The 16,223-nt window shown below is 65.5% G+C and carries 14 protein-coding genes and 2 pseudogenes; 9 read left to right on the top strand and 7 right to left on the bottom strand.

Annotation, left to right across the window (positions count from 1 at the left end; translation table 11 throughout):
- Positions 1 to 506 (top strand): annotated as a pseudogene (locus HMPREF0298_RS06340) (hypothetical protein); the annotation flags it as partial.
- On the opposite strand, the gene HMPREF0298_RS06335 reads toward HMPREF0298_RS06340, so the two are convergent.
- The 3 genes from HMPREF0298_RS06335 to HMPREF0298_RS06325 all read right to left on the bottom strand — a co-directional run bounded on the left by HMPREF0298_RS06335 (position 503) and on the right by HMPREF0298_RS06325 (position 4,125).
- Positions 503 to 1,573, bottom strand: a complete 1,071-nt coding sequence (locus HMPREF0298_RS06335) for a ferrochelatase (protein ID WP_006840300.1) — start codon at positions 1,571 to 1,573, stop codon at positions 503 to 505. The pseudogene HMPREF0298_RS06340 and the gene HMPREF0298_RS06335 sit on opposite strands and share 4 nt — an antisense overlap.
- A 10-nt stretch (positions 1,574 to 1,583) precedes the next feature.
- Positions 1,584 to 3,110 carry a DIP1281 family NlpC/P60 protein gene (locus HMPREF0298_RS06330; protein WP_006840299.1) on the bottom strand — a complete coding sequence of 509 codons (1,527 nt, stop codon included), beginning with the start codon at positions 3,108 to 3,110 and terminating at the stop codon, positions 1,584 to 1,586.
- A 535-nt stretch (positions 3,111 to 3,645) separates the two neighbouring features.
- Positions 3,646 to 4,125, bottom strand: coding sequence for an Rv1476 family membrane protein (locus HMPREF0298_RS06325; RefSeq protein ID WP_006840297.1), 480 nt, complete (start codon positions 4,123 to 4,125; stop codon positions 3,646 to 3,648).
- 298 nt (positions 4,126 to 4,423) lie between these two features.
- Between HMPREF0298_RS06325 and acnA the strand changes: the two genes are divergently transcribed.
- From acnA to HMPREF0298_RS06310, 3 genes and pseudogenes are all read left to right on the top strand, one after another.
- Entirely contained in the window at positions 4,424 to 7,204 is a 2,781-nt protein-coding gene (gene acnA / locus HMPREF0298_RS06320) for an aconitate hydratase AcnA (RefSeq protein ID WP_211205424.1), read from the top strand.
- 266 nt (positions 7,205 to 7,470) lie between these two features.
- Positions 7,471 to 8,553 (top strand): HNH endonuclease signature motif containing protein, encoded by a 1,083-nt coding sequence (locus HMPREF0298_RS06315; RefSeq protein ID WP_006840295.1) that lies wholly within the window; start codon positions 7,471 to 7,473, stop codon positions 8,551 to 8,553.
- A gap of 116 nt (positions 8,554 to 8,669) precedes the next feature.
- Positions 8,670 to 9,392, top strand: a pseudogene (locus tag HMPREF0298_RS06310) (glutamine amidotransferase-related protein).
- 85 nt (positions 9,393 to 9,477) lie between these two features.
- Here the strand turns inward: HMPREF0298_RS06310 and HMPREF0298_RS06305 are convergent.
- Positions 9,478 to 10,029: an NAD(P)H-binding protein gene (locus tag HMPREF0298_RS06305; protein WP_245527449.1), complete on the bottom strand. Its 552-nt coding sequence runs from the start codon at positions 10,027 to 10,029 to the stop codon at positions 9,478 to 9,480.
- Between the two features lie 34 nt (positions 10,030 to 10,063).
- Here HMPREF0298_RS06305 and HMPREF0298_RS06300 point away from each other — a divergent pair, with 34 nt between their 5' ends.
- Genes HMPREF0298_RS06300 through HMPREF0298_RS06285 form a run of 4 tightly spaced genes read left to right on the top strand, consistent with a single transcriptional unit; the run spans position 10,064 to position 12,976 of the window.
- The gene (locus HMPREF0298_RS06300) at positions 10,064 to 10,333 is read left to right on the top strand and encodes an ACT domain-containing protein (protein WP_040422757.1); all 270 of its coding nucleotides are present in this window, start codon (positions 10,064 to 10,066) and stop codon (positions 10,331 to 10,333) included.
- 1 nt (position 10,334) lies between these two features.
- Positions 10,335 to 11,705, top strand: a complete 1,371-nt coding sequence (locus tag HMPREF0298_RS06295; RefSeq protein ID WP_006840290.1) for a PFL family protein — start codon at positions 10,335 to 10,337, stop codon at positions 11,703 to 11,705.
- 40 nt (positions 11,706 to 11,745) lie between these two features.
- Positions 11,746 to 12,399, top strand: a complete 654-nt coding sequence (locus HMPREF0298_RS06290; protein ID WP_006840289.1) for a MerR family transcriptional regulator — start codon at positions 11,746 to 11,748, stop codon at positions 12,397 to 12,399.
- Positions 12,383 to 12,976, top strand: a complete 594-nt coding sequence (locus HMPREF0298_RS06285; RefSeq protein ID WP_006840288.1) for a hypothetical protein — start codon at positions 12,383 to 12,385, stop codon at positions 12,974 to 12,976. Before HMPREF0298_RS06290 ends, HMPREF0298_RS06285 begins: the two co-directional genes overlap by 17 nt.
- Here the strand turns inward: HMPREF0298_RS06285 and HMPREF0298_RS06280 are convergent.
- Positions 12,973 to 13,206, bottom strand: a complete 234-nt coding sequence (locus HMPREF0298_RS06280) for a PLDc N-terminal domain-containing protein (protein ID WP_040422589.1) — start codon at positions 13,204 to 13,206, stop codon at positions 12,973 to 12,975. The genes HMPREF0298_RS06285 and HMPREF0298_RS06280 overlap by 4 nt on opposite strands.
- Positions 13,207 to 13,309: 103 nt before the next feature.
- Between HMPREF0298_RS06280 and HMPREF0298_RS06275 the strand changes: the two genes are divergently transcribed.
- Positions 13,310 to 14,050: a glutamine amidotransferase-related protein gene (locus HMPREF0298_RS06275; protein ID WP_040422587.1), complete on the top strand. Its 741-nt coding sequence runs from the start codon at positions 13,310 to 13,312 to the stop codon at positions 14,048 to 14,050.
- 4 nt (positions 14,051 to 14,054) lie between these two features.
- Here HMPREF0298_RS06275 and HMPREF0298_RS06270 read toward each other — a convergent pair whose 3' ends face one another.
- Together HMPREF0298_RS06270 and HMPREF0298_RS06265 are read right to left on the bottom strand one after the other, a co-directional pair.
- Positions 14,055 to 14,594, bottom strand: coding sequence for a DUF421 domain-containing protein (locus HMPREF0298_RS06270; protein WP_006840285.1), 540 nt, complete (start codon positions 14,592 to 14,594; stop codon positions 14,055 to 14,057).
- Positions 14,594 to 16,222 carry an ABC-F family ATP-binding cassette domain-containing protein gene (locus HMPREF0298_RS06265; RefSeq protein WP_006840284.1) on the bottom strand — a complete coding sequence of 543 codons (1,629 nt, stop codon included), beginning with the start codon at positions 16,220 to 16,222 and terminating at the stop codon, positions 14,594 to 14,596. Before HMPREF0298_RS06265 ends, HMPREF0298_RS06270 begins: the two co-directional genes overlap by 1 nt.
- Between the last annotated feature and the right edge of the window lies 1 nt (position 16,223).

Raw genomic sequence — 16,223 nt, 5'->3', positions numbered from 1 at the left:
CGCAGGCGCTCGGGCCAGCCGGCGCGCTCGTGATCAAGGGCGAAGATGGCCTCTCCCACGTGCTCGTGCCCCACTACGACGTTGAGAATGCCGGCGTTGCCTGGCGCTGGTTCGAGGAGACGGAGCGGCTCCCGGAGCCGTCGTGGCTCAGCCCCGGCGAGGCGGACGCGCTGCTGGCGCGGGCGACGGACGACGCGGCGGTGCTCATCGAGGCGGCCGGTGGTGCGCGCACCGACCTGCCGAACCCCCGGCTCACAGTGGGCTCGATCGCGGACTTCTACGACACCCCCGGATTGCCGAGGGGTGTGACGCCGCGGGCGGCGAAGATCTTTGCGCGGGCGGATCGCGTCGCTGCGATCGTCGAAACGGTGACTGAGCGCGCGAACGACCACAGCTTCGACCCGCAGCTTTTCGCCCTCTGGCGTCACATCCGCACCGCCCGGATGGCCGGCGTTGCCTACGCGGTGCGTGACTACCAGAGGGCGTGGGATCGGGCGTACCGCTAGACCACCGGGTTCTGCGGGTGACTCGGCGCCGGCATGCCCGGGCGCTGCATTATGCAGCAATCCGGCGCGCACGGCGAGCCGTTGACCGTGCAGCCCTGGACCGTGACCTCTGACAAGGTGGCGGGCTTTTCCTTCTGGGTGACGTTTTCGGCGATGTCCACCACCATTGAGGCGAACCCCGGCTCGAGTCCGACGGTGGGAACGCGATCCACCGTCATGCCCGCTTCGGCGCAATCGTCCTTGAGCTCGGTGTCGAGGTCCCACACCACTTCCATGTGGTCGGTGATGAACCCGATCGGGACGCACACGATGTGCTTGACACCCTCCTTGCCCAGCTCGAGGGAGCGGTCGACAACGTCGGGCTCAAGCCACGGGGTGGCGGGGTTGCCGGAGCGCGACTGCCAGACGACCTCGTAGTCGGAAATGCCCGCGGCCTCGGCGACGAGGCGGGAGGCCTCTGCGACCTGGCGGGAGTACAGGTTGGGGTCCTTCGGCCCGCCCGAGGAGTCGTCAGCGGCGTTGGGCACCGAGTGCGCGGTGAACAGCACGCGGGAAACCGACTGGTCAGCGGCCTCCCACGTGGCGCGCGTCGGCCGCGCCATCAGCTCGACGAAGGCGGGGTGGCCGTAGAACTGCCACAGCTTGGTGTACTCGATCTCCGGTGTGATCTCGCGCAGGCGCAGGATGTCCTCGTCGTACTGGCGGCAGGCGGAGTAGCCGCCCCACGCGGAGGTGGCGAACACCAGCACGCGCTTGTGCCCGGCGGCCTGGATCTCCTTGGCCGTATCCTCGGCCATCGGGTGCCAGTTGCGGTTGCCGAAGTAGACCGGCAGGTCGTGGCCGCGGGCGGCCAGTTCCTTCTCGATGTTGGCGATGATCTCGCGGTTCTGATGGTTGATTGGGCTGACCCCACCGAAGTGGAAGTAATGCTCGCCCACCTCAGCGAGGCGCTCGCGGGGGATGCCGCGCCCGCGGGTTACGTTCTCAAGAAAAGGAATAACCTCGTCCTCCCCTTCGGGTCCACCGAAGGAAAGAACGAGGAGTGCGTCGTAGTCGTTCAATGCCATGTACGTGATGTTAGAGCAGTCGCACGGCTTTCGGGGACATACCCGACCAGCGCACTGGGGAGACGCGCACGGTCTGGCCCGCCGACGGGGCCTCGATCATCGTGCCATCGCCGAGGTAGATGGCGACGTGGCTGTCACCGTTGTTGCCCCAGAACAGCAGATCGCCGCGTTGTGCCTGGCTGGGGTCGACCTGGGTGCCGCGTTGGTACTGGTAGCCGGTGTAGTGCGGCAGCGAGATACCCACGCCCGCGAAGGCGTAGAGGACGAGCCCAGAACAATCGAAGCCCTTGATGCTGCCCCCGTTGACACCGTTGGTGGGGCCGTTGGCGTCACCGCCTCCCCACACATAGGGGGTTCCGACCGTCGCCATCGCACGCGCGATTACGGTCTCCACCTTCGAGGAGTTCGGGGCGGCCGGGAGATTATCGGCGATGTTGCTGGACACTTCCTCCGCCGTCGGCACGTCCGGCAGCACGGAGGACACATCCGGGCTGGGAGCCGACGACGCATCCGGGGACAGCACGGAGGACAGGCCGCTGGAAAACGCGGCGATGAGCTCGCTGCTGCTGCTTCCGTACGGGTTCTCAAACCCGCCGTGCGCCGCCTGCGAGGAGCCGACAAGAGCGGCCGCCGCGGCGATCGACGCCGCCTGGGAGGACAGGTCCTCGCTTGCCGACGCGTCACCGCCGTAGAGGGTCAGCGCGGTTTCCACCGCCTGGATTACCTGCTCCACGCTCGGGGCCGGCGCGTCGGGGGCAATCTCCGCCACGGTGGTTTCTACGGTGTCTTCGACCGCGGTTTCCAGCTCGCTGAGAGTCTGGGCGTCGACACGCTCGGTGGCGGGCGCGGTGGCTGGTTCAGTGGCGGGTTCGGTGGCGGGCTCTGGCGCGGCCTCGGGCCTAACCTGCGCCAACTGCTCCTGGGAGGCCTTGTGCTGCTCGACGGCGCTGTCGCGCTCGGCGAGGCGAACGTCGAGCTCGGCCTGGTTTGTCTCCAGAGTGGAGCGCGCCTGGCTCTCGGCGTCGGCCGCGGCCTGGGCGGTGCGCTCGGCGTGCTCGGAGGCGAGGCGCAGGCGGGACTCCTCGTTGGCAGCTTCTGTGCGGGCCCGCTCGACGCTGTCGAGCTTCGCCTGCTTCTCCTCAATCTGTTGGCGCAGGAACATGGAGCGGTCGAGCAGATCGCGCTGCGCATCGCTGCTTCCCAAGCCGGCGAGCGGAGACGGGCTGCCGCCGTTGCGGTACTGGGTGCGGGTCAGTGATTCGAGCTCCGCGCGTGCCGCGTCGACGTCGGCCTGCGACTGCGTCAGGCGACGCTGCGCCTCCTCGGCACCGCGTCGGGCCTGCTCTGCGGCCGCCTGGGCGTCGTAAAGATCGACGAGCGCTTGGTTGACGCTCTCGGTGAGGTCTCCAATGGTGACATCGAGAGAATCGATGCGGGCTTGGGCAGACGAGATGGCGGCGACGAGCGACGAGGCGCTCTGCTCTTGCGCCTGTGCCGCGGGTTGCACAACGGCACCCGCCGCACAAAACAAGGACATGGTGGTCGAGCATGCAACGATGCGGGGCGTGAGATGCGACCAGCGTCGTCGGATGCCAGTGGCATGGGTATCCACAAGGGCTCCTCACGGCGCGCGTCGCGACGAGGCACGGTTGCGAGGCGCTGAGAAACCGAACAGGGCCCACACCGGCCTCACCCCATCGGCCTTGTTGACTAGACAAGGCTAGGGGCTGGACACGCGTTGACTATTGACTGACTACTTAAGCCGATCCGCAAGACTGATCGCCCTTCTACTCCCGGCCATCGCTAGTGCTTGGCGTGCTTCCCCACATGCCCGGACTAAAAACACCGCGTGTAGCTGATGTGGTCGATGGTGAGATTGAAGTTGAATTCGACTCGCGAGCCGACAATGAAACCATACGCCACTTAATCAATCTGTTTCACAATCTTTACCAACTTTCACAGGCGTCAAGGTTTATAACGTGACCCAAGGGCGCACTACCCAGCGTGAACGCGACACGCCTAAGAGCGGGGTGACATTAGTCACACCCACCCTGTAATAGTTTGGTGAAGCCTTAAGCCTTGACCCGCGCCTGAAGGGCGGAAATGCCGGCCACAACAGCGAGGCCGATGATCACCGCGAGCGCGATGAGGGCCCAGTTCCAGGAGGTCGACTGCGCGGTGTCGATGAAGAGGCGCAGGCCCGCCGGGTAGTCCGGCTCCGCGACCATGGCGCGCTGCGCCGTCTCAATCTGGTGGCGCGTGAGGTGCTCACTGACCGCGGACGCAGCATGCGGGGTGCGGATGATCACCGTCTCGAAAGGGGTGTTCAGCACGAGGTCCTGCGCGACGTCGCGCAGGTCCGCCGGCTGCAGCGGAGTCGTTTCCAGCACGACCACCCCGACGGGGTCGATGGCTGTGGTGTCGGCGTTGCTGAGGGCGTCGTGAAGCGCTGCCTCGAGCCCGGGGTTGACGGGATTGTCGGTGCCGAAGGCGATGCCGTCGTCGAGGAGCTGCGAGCGCAACGACTCCATATCCGTGTCCGCGGGAATCATTCGGCGGCCTCCTAACGGCAGTAACGACGCGCCGCCACGGGCGCAGGTGCGCTCGCCATTATCCCAGCGCTGTGTCCTGCGCCGAGGATAAGGGCGCCCCGGCGTGTCGACGCCTACTCCCCTACCCCCGGTTGTGTGTCGCTGCCAGTGCCGAAGCACGCGCTCAGTGCGTAAACCTTGCAGCCGTTGGGTTAATATAAGCGCCGAGAGGTGGACTGTGCCCCTAAGATAGGCATTGACCACCCCAATGGGTCGTATTTGACTCACATTGGTTTAACGACGAGAAATGGAGCTCACTGTGGCTGAAAGCAAGAACTCCTTCAACGCCAAGCGCACGCTCGAGGTAGGCGGGAAGTCTTACGACTACTACGCACTCGACGCCGTCGACGGCATGGAGAAGCTTCCCTACTCCCTGAAGGTTCTCGGCGAGAACCTCCTGCGTACCGAGGATGGCAAGAACGTCACCGCGGACCACATCAACGCGATCGCGAACTGGGAGCCGGCCGCAGAGCCCTCCATCGAAATCCAGTTCACCCCGGCCCGCGTCCTTATGCAGGACTTCACCGGTGTGCCCTGTGTTGTCGACCTCGCCACCATGCGCGAGGCCGTTTCCACCCTCGGTGGCAACCCGGACCAGGTCAACCCGCTGAACCCGGCCGAGATGGTGATCGACCACTCCGTGATCATCGAGGCCTTCGGTACCTCCGAAGCTCTGGATAAGAACGTCGAGATCGAGTACCAGCGCAACGAGGAGCGCTACCAGTTCCTCCGCTGGGGTGCGGAGAACTTCTCCAACTTCCGCGTCGTCCCGCCGGGAACCGGTATTGTCCACCAGGTCAACATCGAGTACCTATCCCGCGTCGTCTTCGACAACGACGGCGTTGCGTACCCGGACACCTGCATCGGCACTGACTCCCACACCACCATGGAAAACGGCCTCGGCATCCTCGGCTGGGGCGTCGGTGGCATCGAGGCAGAGGCGGCCATGCTCGGCCAGCCCGTCTCCATGCTCATCCCGCGCGTCGTCGGCTTCAAGCTCACCGGTGAGATCCCGGTCGGCGTGACCGCAACCGACGTGGTGCTCACCATCACCGAGATGCTGCGCGAGCACGGTGTGGTTCAGAAGTTCGTCGAGTTCTACGGCAACGGCGTTCGCCAGATCCCGCTGGCCAACCGCGCCACCATCGGCAACATGTCGCCCGAGTTCGGTTCGACCTGTGCGATCTTCCCGATCGACGAGGAGACCATCAGTTACCTCGAGCTGACCGGCCGCGACAAGGAGACCATCGAGCGCGTCGAGGCGTACGCCAAGGCGCAGGGCATGTGGCTCGAGCAGGACGCTCCGGAGGCTGAGTACTCCGAGTACCTCGAGCTCGACCTCTCCACCGTCGTGCCGTCCATCGCCGGCCCGAAGCGCCCCCAGGACCGCATCCTGCTGTCCGAGTCGAAGCAGACCTTCCGCAACCAGCTTCCGGACTACAACGACGCCGGCAACGAGACGTTCGAGCCGGTCCGCGCCGAGAAGGTTGAGACCGTCTCCTACAACGAGTCTTGGCCGGGCAACGGCGAGTCCGCTGCCGAGGGTGCTGAGGGCCGCGCTTCCAAGCCGGTCATCGTCGAGTCCCCGCAGGGCGGCGAGTACACCGTCGACCACGGCATGGTCGCCATCGCGGCAATTACCTCCTGCACCAACACCTCCAACCCGTCCGTCATGGTCGGCGCGGCGCTGCTGGCCCGCAAGGCTGCTGAGAAGGGCCTGAAGGCTAAGCCGTGGGTGAAGACCATCATGGCTCCGGGCTCCCAGGTCGTCGACGGTTACTACAACCGCGCGGACCTGTGGAAGGACCTCGAGGCCGTTGGCTTCTACCTCACCGGCTTCGGCTGCGCATCCTGCATCGGCAACTCCGGCCCGCTGCCGAACGAGGTCTCTGACGCCATCAACGAGTACGACCTCACCGCGACGGCTGTTCTCTCCGGCAACCGTAACTTCGAGGGCCGCATCTCCCCGGACGTGAAGATGAACTACCTCGCGTCCCCGCTGCTTGTTATCGCCTACTCGATTGCCGGCACCATGGACTTCGACTTCGAATCCCAGCCGCTCGGCCAGGACTCCGAGGGCAACGAGGTGTTCCTCAAGGACGTGTGGCCGTCGCCGGAGGAGATCGAGGGCGTCATCGCCGAGACCATCTCCCGCGAGATGTACGAGGCCGACTACGCCGACGTGTTCAAGGGTGACGCTCAGTGGCAGGGCCTGGACATCCCCCAGGGCAAGACCTTCGCGTGGAACGAGGACTCCACCTACATCCGCAAGGCACCTTACTTCGACGGCATGCCGACGGAGCCGGAGTCCGTGACCGACATCTCCGGTGCACGCGTTCTAGCGAAGCTGGGCGATTCGGTCACCACCGACCACATCTCCCCCGCTTCGTCGATCAAGCCGGGCACCCCTGCGGCCAACTACCTTGACGAGCACGGCGTGCAGCGCCAGGACTACAACTCCTTCGGCTCCCGCCGCGGCAACCACGAGGTCATGGTCCGCGGTACCTTCGCCAACATCCGCCTGCGCAACCAGCTGGTGGAAGAGGCCGGCGGATACACCCGCGACTTCACCCAGGAGGGTGGACCGCAGGCGTTCATCTACGACGCCGCCCAGAACTACGCTCAGGCCGGTGTGCCGCTCGTCGTGCTGGCAGGCAAGGAGTACGGCACCGGTTCGTCCCGCGACTGGGCGGCGAAGGGCACCAACCTCCTCGGTGTGAAGGCTGTCATCACCGAGTCCTTCGAGCGCATCCACCGCTCCAACCTGATCGGCATGGGCGTTCTCCCGCTCCAGTTCCCGGAGGGCGAGTCCCACGAGTCCCTCGGCCTGGACGGCACGGAAACCTTCGACATCACCGGCATCACCGCCTTCAACGAGGGCGACTCGATCCCGGAGACCGTGAAGGTCACCGCGACCAAGGACGGCGGTGAGACCGTCGAGTTCGACGCTAAGGTCCGCGTCGACACGCCTGGTGAGGCCGAGTACTACCGCCACGGCGGCATCCTGCAGTACGTCCTGCGCCAGATGGTGAAGAGCTAACCATCGCTAGCTTTAGGGGGCTGGGCTGATAGTCCGGCCCCCTTCCGCATGCCCGCGGAACTTTATTCCGCTTTCAGGGAACCGGCGGGTGTGTTCGAGGGGTGCAAGCCGGCTTTGGCGTGGTGGCACGCGTGATCGCTGTGCGAAGCGGCGTTCGGAAACCGCTTTCACCCTGAAAGAGCAGGTTGTGGACTACTTTGCTTTATCCACAGGCTGAAAGTCCCCGCGCTTTACGGGATGCGCGCGGTTGTTTAGCGTCTGAAGCCATGAGCACGTTCACCGAGTTCCTCGGCTTCGTCCGGGGGCATGTCGACCACCTCGCGGACTTCGACCGCCAGGCGGCTCTCGACGCTGGCCTCGACTCGGCCACGGTGAACAGCTGGGCGCTTATCCACAGCACCTACTTCGGCCTCACCAAGCACACCCGGATGCAGCGCCAAGGCCTCGAGCTTGCCCGCGCGCCGCTCGTGTCCCTGCCGAAGCTCGCTCTCATCGAACGCCTCATCCGCCACATCGACAACGCGACCGAGCGTTGGCGCCTGCGCCACCAACTGCTGGTGATCCGCGGCCGTGTCGAGACACTGCGCGAGAAAGCGCGCGACATCATTCCGCCGAAGGAGCCGGCGCCGCCCAACCCGGGTGTGCGGGTGTCGCGCACGTCGCGCGGCGGCTACCGCCGCATGCTTATCGACGCCCCCGAGCGCTTCGTCTCCGACACCGAGCACACCCTGCGCGAGAACCTCGACCCGGACAAACCCGCGCAGGAGCAGATGCTCGCCAAGTTCATGGAAATCGTCCGCGGCGACGGCGCTGTTCCTGAAGGGGTCTACCGCCCGATCGTCTCGGTGCCCGTCGACGACTACCTCGCGGTCAAGCGCGGCGAGAACGCGGGCGAGACCCTCTTGACAGCGACCGACGGCACCACCGTCACGCTCGCCGAGCTGCTCCAGCAGAACTACGGTGAACCCCTCGAAGTGGCTGCCTTCCACCCCGTCGAGGGCGCGCTGGGGTTGTTCCGCACGAGCAGGCACGCCAACGATCACCAGCGCGATCTGCTCAAGATGGAGCAGCCCGAATGCGCCTGGGTCGGCTGGCACACGCCGGCGGACCTGTGCCAGATGCACCACGCCGACCCGTGGAAAACGGGCGGATACACCAACATCGAGAACCTCGTGCCGCTGTGTCCGTACCATAACGGCGTCAACGACGACGATCCGCTGAAACCCCGCCACGGCCGGGTGGTCAAGGAGCGCGGCCAGCCGGTGTGGATCTCCCCGCGAGGGTTCGCGGTGCCCAAGAAGACCGCGCACTCCGCAATGCGCCAGCTCTTCGGCGACCCGCCGGGCTAACCGCCGCGGCAGCCTGCCCGCTGGCCCGCCTGTTCCCGTGTCCTCCTATCTCCTGCGCGACCCGGCATCCCCCCGGATGCCCGGGCGCGTTCGCACGCCGTTTAGACTTACCCGCTATGCTGCTCTTCCTGTCACTGCGCAACGGCCCCGTCGGCCCGGCCGTCTCCCACGCCGAGTACCACGACACTCTCCGCGCCACGGGACTGTCCGCCGACGAGGTGGAGCTGCGCACGATCGGCGACGAGCACGCCGCGCTCGGCAGCCTCGACGGCGTCGACGGCATCTTCGTCGGCGGCAGCTCGCTCAACATCACCAACGAGACCTACAACGCCTGGCAGGAGCACGTCCACGCCGTGCTTGCCGAGATCGTCGAAGGCGACATTCCCGTCTTCTTCGTCTGCTACGGCCTGAGCTGGCTCACGCACTATTTGGGCGGCAGCGTCACGCATTCGCACCCGGAGGCGTCGGGCCCGACCATCGTCAACCTGCTGCCCGCCGCGGAGGAGGACCCGCTGCTGCGGGGACTGCCCAAGCTGTTCACTGCGCTGACCGGCCACACGGAGAATGCGGAGCCGCACAGCGCGCACCCTGCGCTCACACTGCTTGCCGACGGCCCCTCCTGCCCCGTCCAGATCGTCCGCTACCGCGACCGGGTGTGGGCCACCTAGTTCCACGCCGAGATGGACGCCGCGGCGATGAAGACCCGCATGGACTTCTACTACGACTACGGCTACTTCCCGCAGGAGGATTACGACGACATCATCGCCGGCCTGCCCAGTGTGGACACGCAGACAGCGAACGCGATTGTGAAGCGCTTCGCCGACTACTGCCTTAAGTAGCGTCCTCGAAGTCGTACGGGTTCGGCTCCAGGTCCTCGCCGACGGCCTTCACGATGACCTGCGCCACCAGCTCGCGGGAGGTCGTCTACTCCGCGCTGCGCTGCGCGAGCTGCTGCAGACCCCGCGCAGGCTCATCTGTCAGCCGCGTCGGGCCCAGGATCACGTAGTCGAGCTCCGACGCAAGCAAACGCTTATCGACGGCCTTCTTCGCCTCCACGTAAGCAAACCAGCTCCCCCCGTCATCCTCTGCTTCGGCGGTGGCCGCCCCGGCGTAGGAGACCATGATCAACCGCGGCGCGAATTCCCCAAGAGCCTCTAAAGCGTCGATGCATTTCATGGCTGCGTCCCGGTCGACGGCGTAGGTGCGCTCCGGGTCTCCCCCGCCGGCGCCGGCGGACCAGACGACCGCGTCGAAAGGCGTGAGCAGGCGCGCCCAGCCCTCTTCGTCGAGCTGGGTGAGGTCGTGGATGAGGACGGTGGCGCCGGCGTCGATAAGCGAGCGGGCGTGGTCCGGATTGCGCACGAGGGCGGTGACCTTGTGGCCCTCCTCGACGAGCAGCGGAACCGTGTGGCGCGAGACCTTGCCGCCGGCGCCGAGCACGAGCACGAACTGAGTGAATTCTTCTGGTGCAGTCATGGCCCCACCGTAACGCGGGACTACCATGTTGCGCATGCACGCCATCATCACAACGACCGGGCCCGACCGTACCGGCATCATCGCCGGCGTCGCCCAGGCCGCCGCCGACCACGGCTTGAACATTGTCGACGTCTCGCAGACGCTCATGGACCGATTCTTCACCATGATCATGCGCGTCGAGCTGCCAGCGGACAGCTTTGACATCGCGGCCCTGCAAGCGGCGCTCACGGAGGTGGGCGCGCGGCTCGGCGTGGACATCCGGGTCCAAACCGAAGCACTGTTCACTGCGATGAACGAGATCTAGCATGGCCAGCGAACTGAACTTCCGCGCCTCCAACATCATCGACGTGATCACGATGATCGAGGACTACCGCCTAGACATCCGCACGGTCACCATGGGCATCTCGCTCATCGGCTGCACCCGCGCCACCATGGCTGCGACCGCCGACGCCGTCTACGACCGCGTCACCTCCCGCGCCGAACGCCTCGTCGAGGTGTGCGAGGGCATCGAGCGCGAGCTGGGCATCCCCATCGTGAACAAGCGCGTCTCGGTCTCCCCTATCGCGCTTGTCGCCCCAGGTGTCGACGGCGACCCCGCCGACATCGCCCGCGCCCTCGACCGCGCAGCAACCGAACTGGGGGTCAACTTTATAGGGGGGTATTCAGCACTGGTGGAAATGGGGGCCACGGCGGCTGACGAGCGGTTGATCGCCTCGATTCCGGAAGCCTTGGCACAGACACGCTTTGTGTGCGGGTCGGTCAACATCGCCTCGTCGCGGGCGGGCATCAACATGGACGCCGAGCGCCGGATGGGCGAGGTGGTGAAGGAAGCGGCGGAGCTGACGGCGGACCGGTCGTCGATAGCCTGCGCCAAACTCGTCGTCTTCGCCAACGCCGTGGGCGACAACCCGTTCATAGCCGGAGCTTTCCACGGCATCGAGGAACCGGACACCGTCGTGTCGGTCGGCGTGTCCGGCCCGGGCGTGGTGGACCGCGCGATCACGCCTCTTGCGGGCAAAAGTCTCAACGACGTCGCTGAAGAGATCAAGAAAGCCGCTTTCAAGATCACGCGGGCGGGCCAGTTGGTGGGGACGTTGGCGTCGGAACGCTTGGGGGTGCCCTTCGGCATCGTCGACCTCTCGCTCGCACCGACTGCGGAAGTCGGCGATTCCGTCGCCCGCATCCTCGAGCACATGGGGCTGGATCAGGTGGGCACGCACGGCACGACCGCCGCGCTCGCGCTGCTTAACGACGACGTCAAGAAAGGCGGCATGATGGCCTGCTCCCGCATCGGCGGTTTGTCCGGCTCCTTCATCCCGGTATCCGAGGATCAGGGAATGATTGACGCGGTCCGCTCCGGTTCCATTTCCCTGGACAAGTTGGAAGCGATGACGTCGATCTGCTCGGTCGGTTTCGACATGGTCGCGATTCCGGGCGACACCTCAGCCGCCAGCATTGCCGGCATGATCGCCGACGAAGCGGCCATTGGCGTGATGAACCACAAGACGACCGCAGCACGCCTCATCCCCGTCCCCGGCACTCAGCCTGGCGATGAAGTCAACTTCGGCGGACTGTTGGGCTACGCTCCTGTCATCCCCGTCAACCAGGTGAGTTGCGCGCCGTTTGTGGAACGGGGCGGTTTCATTCCTGCGCCGGTCCACGGTTTCCGCAACTAGCGCTTGACCCTCACGCGGCGTCATAGTTCAGACTGGTGCCATGAGGATCTCTGATGTCGCGCGCGCCGCCGGCTGCTCTGTGCGGGCCGTGCGCCACCTGCACGAAACTGGCGCGGTGCCCGAGCCACCGCGCACCACGGGCAACTACCGCGACTACTCACTGCGCGATCTCGCGGCGGTTATCCGTGCCCGCGCGCTTATCGACGCCGGCGTCCCCACCTCCCACGTCAACCACCCCGACGCCGTCGACCGGTCAATTGAGCTCATCGACGCACGTATAGAACGGCTGACCGTGCAGCGGCAGCGCCTGGCCGCGCTGCAGGAGGCCCCGCTCGGGCTGCCGGACGACCTGCGACGCGGGATCGCCTCCTTGCTCGGTGACACCGACTATGCCCGGGGAGAGATCGAGACTTTCGACCTCATGGCGATGACAGGTGTGGCGACCCCTGAGACGTGGGAGCAGCTGCGCGCGAATCTCGCCGACGAACAGTGCAGAAGCGCGACGCTGGAGTTTGCGGCGGCGTGGGGCGACGGCGACGTCGATAAGCTCAAAGCTCTTCTGCCGCGCACCGTCATGCGCGGGATCGCCGAAACCCTCATCCCCGGGGACTTGCCTATCGATCTGCGCGACACCGGCCTCGACGCACGGCAACGCGCTACCTTGAAGGAGCTGGCCGATGACTACGGCGCATAAGCTCCGGACACTCGCCGCAAAACACCCCGCGGTGCGGGCGGGCCGCTACGAGCTAGGGCTTTACTGCGACCTGATCCGGTGGGCGCGCGGTCGCACTGACGTGTCCGAGGGGGCGAGGGCCCTGCCGCATCCGCCCGGCCGACTGCAGATGCTGGGTTTCCTCACTGCCGTACTACTTATCGAGCTCGTTGCCGTGCACCTACTTCTTCCCAGCGGCACTGTGCGGCTTATAGCTTTGCTGCTGTCGTTGTGGGGCATTGTGTTCGTGTGGGGTCTCGTCGCAAGCGAACGCGTGCGCCCCTCTTACATCGACGACCAACAGCTTGTACTGCGGCGAGGCCGGAAGGTGTTCGCTACGGTCCCCCTAGCGCTTGTAAGCAAGTGGAACGCGAGCCGAAGCTACGAAACAGACGTCACCGTCCACGATGGGCAGCTCACCATCGGCGGGTCAGCCGGCACGGACAAGCAGATCATTTTGCTTGAACCGGTGTACGCCGCCGAAGACACCTACCCATGGCAAAAGAAGCGGACCGCGCCAGTAACGCGCGTCCGTTTCTATGCAGGTGGTGTGCTCTAGTACTTCTTGCCCACGATGAAGTAGCTCAGCCAACCAATGGTGTTGACGGCGCCAATGACAGACGTCCACAGCCACTTCGGGCCGCGGAGCTTCTTCGAGTCAGTGCGGGCGAGGTCCCACAGAGCGATGCCCTTCGCGGCGGTGTCGATCGCGCCGAAGATGCCGGCGGCGGTCTTCTCCTTCTTGCTGAGCGCGTTCCACGCTTCCATGACTGAATCAATCGGGTTCATGCCAGCGATCGTACACGTGCCAGACGGGGTCGTTTGCCAGCGAAACGATCACCCGGGCGGAGCGATTGTCGTGCCGGGTGCGAGGCAGGCTAGATTGTCACGGGTGACCACGCACCGCCCCTTCCTCCTGTTGAGCACGCGCCCTGAGAACGAGGCCGCAGCTGAAGAGCTCGAAAGCTTCGCTAACGCGATGCTGATCGATGCCTCCTCCATCGAGCAGCGCCGTCTCGAACAGGACGCGCTCGGTCGCGTGGACCTAGAAGAGTACTCGGGCGTCTTACTAGGCGGCAGTCCGTTCAACAACCTCGAGCTCATGAAGTCGCCGCTGCAGCTGCGCGTCGAGCGAGAGATCGGCACGCTCGTCGCCGAGTGCATCGACCGCGATTTCCCCGTCATGGGCGCCTGCTACGACATCGGCGCCGTGGGCACGGCCGTCGGCGCGCGCCTTTCCGACCGCTACGCGGAGGAAGCCGGCCCCGTCACCGTTTCTAGGACCGACGCGGAGGAGCGCGACGAAGTTCTCGGGGACACGCCGGAGAGCTTCGACACTCTCGTCGGGCACAAGGAAGCGCTCGAAGAGCTTCCCGACGATCCCCGCATCGCCATCCTCGTTCGCGGGGACCAGTGCCCCGTGCAGATGTTCCGCGTCGGTAGCAATGTGTACGCCACGCAATTCCACCCGGAACTGACTGCGGAGGCGCTCGAGTTCCGCCTCCGCCTCTACGCCCACTTGGGTTACACATCGACCGAGACATTCGAGTCCCAAATCGCCAAAGCCTACGAGTACGACTACTCCGCCAACAACCAGATCCTGGCCAATTTCGCTCGGCGTTACCTTCGTTAGCGAGTTAGGCTTCTGGGTTTCGCTTCACGGAATCGAAAAGGTCGTTCCGTTTCGGCGCGGCGGCGCCCTCCGCGGCTCCGATCACGGAGATCGTGCCGTCGGTCTCCAAGATGACCGCCGCCACATCGTCCATGCTCGACGAACCGCTGCCGCGCACTGCTTGCAGCACTTCGCGCCTGGTCACCCGCTCGTTCTTCATCGTCTCCTCGTTGAATTCACCGGAGTAAAAGAGCAACGCTGGATCGGACTTCACCAACTTCTCGAAGGACTCAGAGCGCAAGGCCAGTTTAGAAATCAAGTATTGCCCGCCCAGAAGCACGACAATCGCGGTGACGGCCTGAGCCAACTTCACGTCGTTACTGGTCAGGGTCGACGCGAAAATAGATCCGATGGCGATGGTGATCACGAAATCGAAGATGTTGAACTTCGACAGCGAGCGCTTCCCGCTGATGCGCAGCATCGCGATCAATGCGATGTAGATCAGCACACCCTTGGCTGCGGTGACACCGATGGTGGACCAGTCGTTGTAAAAAATATTCTCCATTAGGCCAGCTCCACAATCTCCATGTAATCGTCGCTCCAGATGTCCTCATCGCCCTCGGGCATGATGATGACGCGCTCCGGCTCGAGGGCGCGCACCGCACCCGGGTCGTGGGTGACCAGGACGACCGCGCCGGTGTAGGTCTTCAGCGCGTCGAGAACCTGTTCGCGGGATTGGGGGTCGAGGTTGTTGGTGGGTTCGTCGAGAAGCAGCACGTTGGCCCGCGAGGAGACGAGGGTGGCCAACGACAAGCGTGTCTTCTCGCCGCCGGAAAGCGTTCCCGCGGGTTGTTCGAGCTTGTCGCCGGAGAACATGAACGCGCCGAGCAGTCCGCGCAGGTCCTGTTGGCCGGCGTCGGGGCAGGCGGCGATGGTGTTTTCCCAGACGGACTTGGTCCCGTCGATGGTGTCGTGCTCTTGGGCGAAGTAACCGATTTTCAGCCCGTGCCCGGTGACGAGACCGCCCTCGCCATCGGTGCGTTCGACCCCGGCGAGCAGCTTGAGGAGGGTCGTCTTGCCTGCGCCGTTCGTGCCCAGCACGACGACGCGCGACCCTTTGTCGATGGCCAGGTCCACCCCGGCGAAAACCTCGAGCGAGCCGTACATTTTGGTCAGGCCCTTGCCGTGCAGCGGCGTCTTGCCGCAGGGGGCAGGCTCGGGGAAGGAAATGGCGGCGACCTTGTCGGCCACGCGGACGTCGTCAAGCGAGCCCATCATGCGCTCCGCGCGGGCGAGCATCTGCTTGGCGGCCGAAGCCTTGGTGGCCTTCGCCCCGAGCTTGGCGGCCTGTTTCTGCAGGGCGGAGGCCTTCTTCTCCGCGTTGGCGCGCTCGCGGCGCCGCCGCGCCTCGTCGAGCGCGCGGGCGTCCTTGTACTTGGAAAAACCCATGTTGTACACGTCGGCCTCTGCGCGCACCGCGTCGAGGAACCACACCTTGTTGCAGACGTCGTCAAGCAAATCGACGTCGTGCGAGATCATGATCAGCCCGCCCTCGTGCTTGGACAAAAAGCCACGCAGCCAGGCGATGGAGTCGGCGTCGAGGTGGTTGGTGGGCTCGTCGAGAAGCAGCGTCGTGGTCGACTTGCCGGAGCCGTTGTTGGCGGCGAAGAGGATCTGGGCGAGCTCGACGCGGCGCCGCTGCCCGCCGGAAAGGGTCTTCAGCGGCTGGTCGAGGATGCGCGCGGGCAGCCCCAGGTTATCGCAGATCTGCGCCGCCTCGGCGTCCGCCTCGTAGCCCCCGAGCGCCTGGTAGCGCTCCTCGAGGCGCGAGTACTTCGCAATCGCCTTGTCGCGCTGCACCCCCTCGGTGCTCTCCATGAGCTCCTGCTGCTTTTCCATCCCGCGGCGGATCTCGTCGAGCCCACGCGCCGAGAGCACCCGGTCGCGCGCGGTCTGCTCAATATCGCCCTCTTTTGAATCCTGCGGGAGGTAGCCGATGTCGCCGGAGCTGACCACCGACCCGCCGTAGGGCTCGGTCTCCCCCGCCAGGATGCGCATCGTCGTGGTTTTTCCCGCGCCGTTGCGCCCGACCAGCCCAATCCTGTCGCCGGGCTGCACCCGCAGGTGCTGGCCGGGGGCGGTGAGTAGAGTTCGGGCGCCGACGCGGACTTCAAGGTCGTGGGTGACAATCACA

Source organism: Corynebacterium lipophiloflavum DSM 44291 (genome assembly GCF_000159635.1).
Classification (GTDB): Bacteria; Actinomycetota; Actinomycetes; order Mycobacteriales; family Mycobacteriaceae; genus Corynebacterium; species Corynebacterium lipophiloflavum.
The sequence above is the reverse complement of the archived record's forward strand: the minus strand, read 5'-3'. Positions and strand labels throughout refer to the sequence as shown.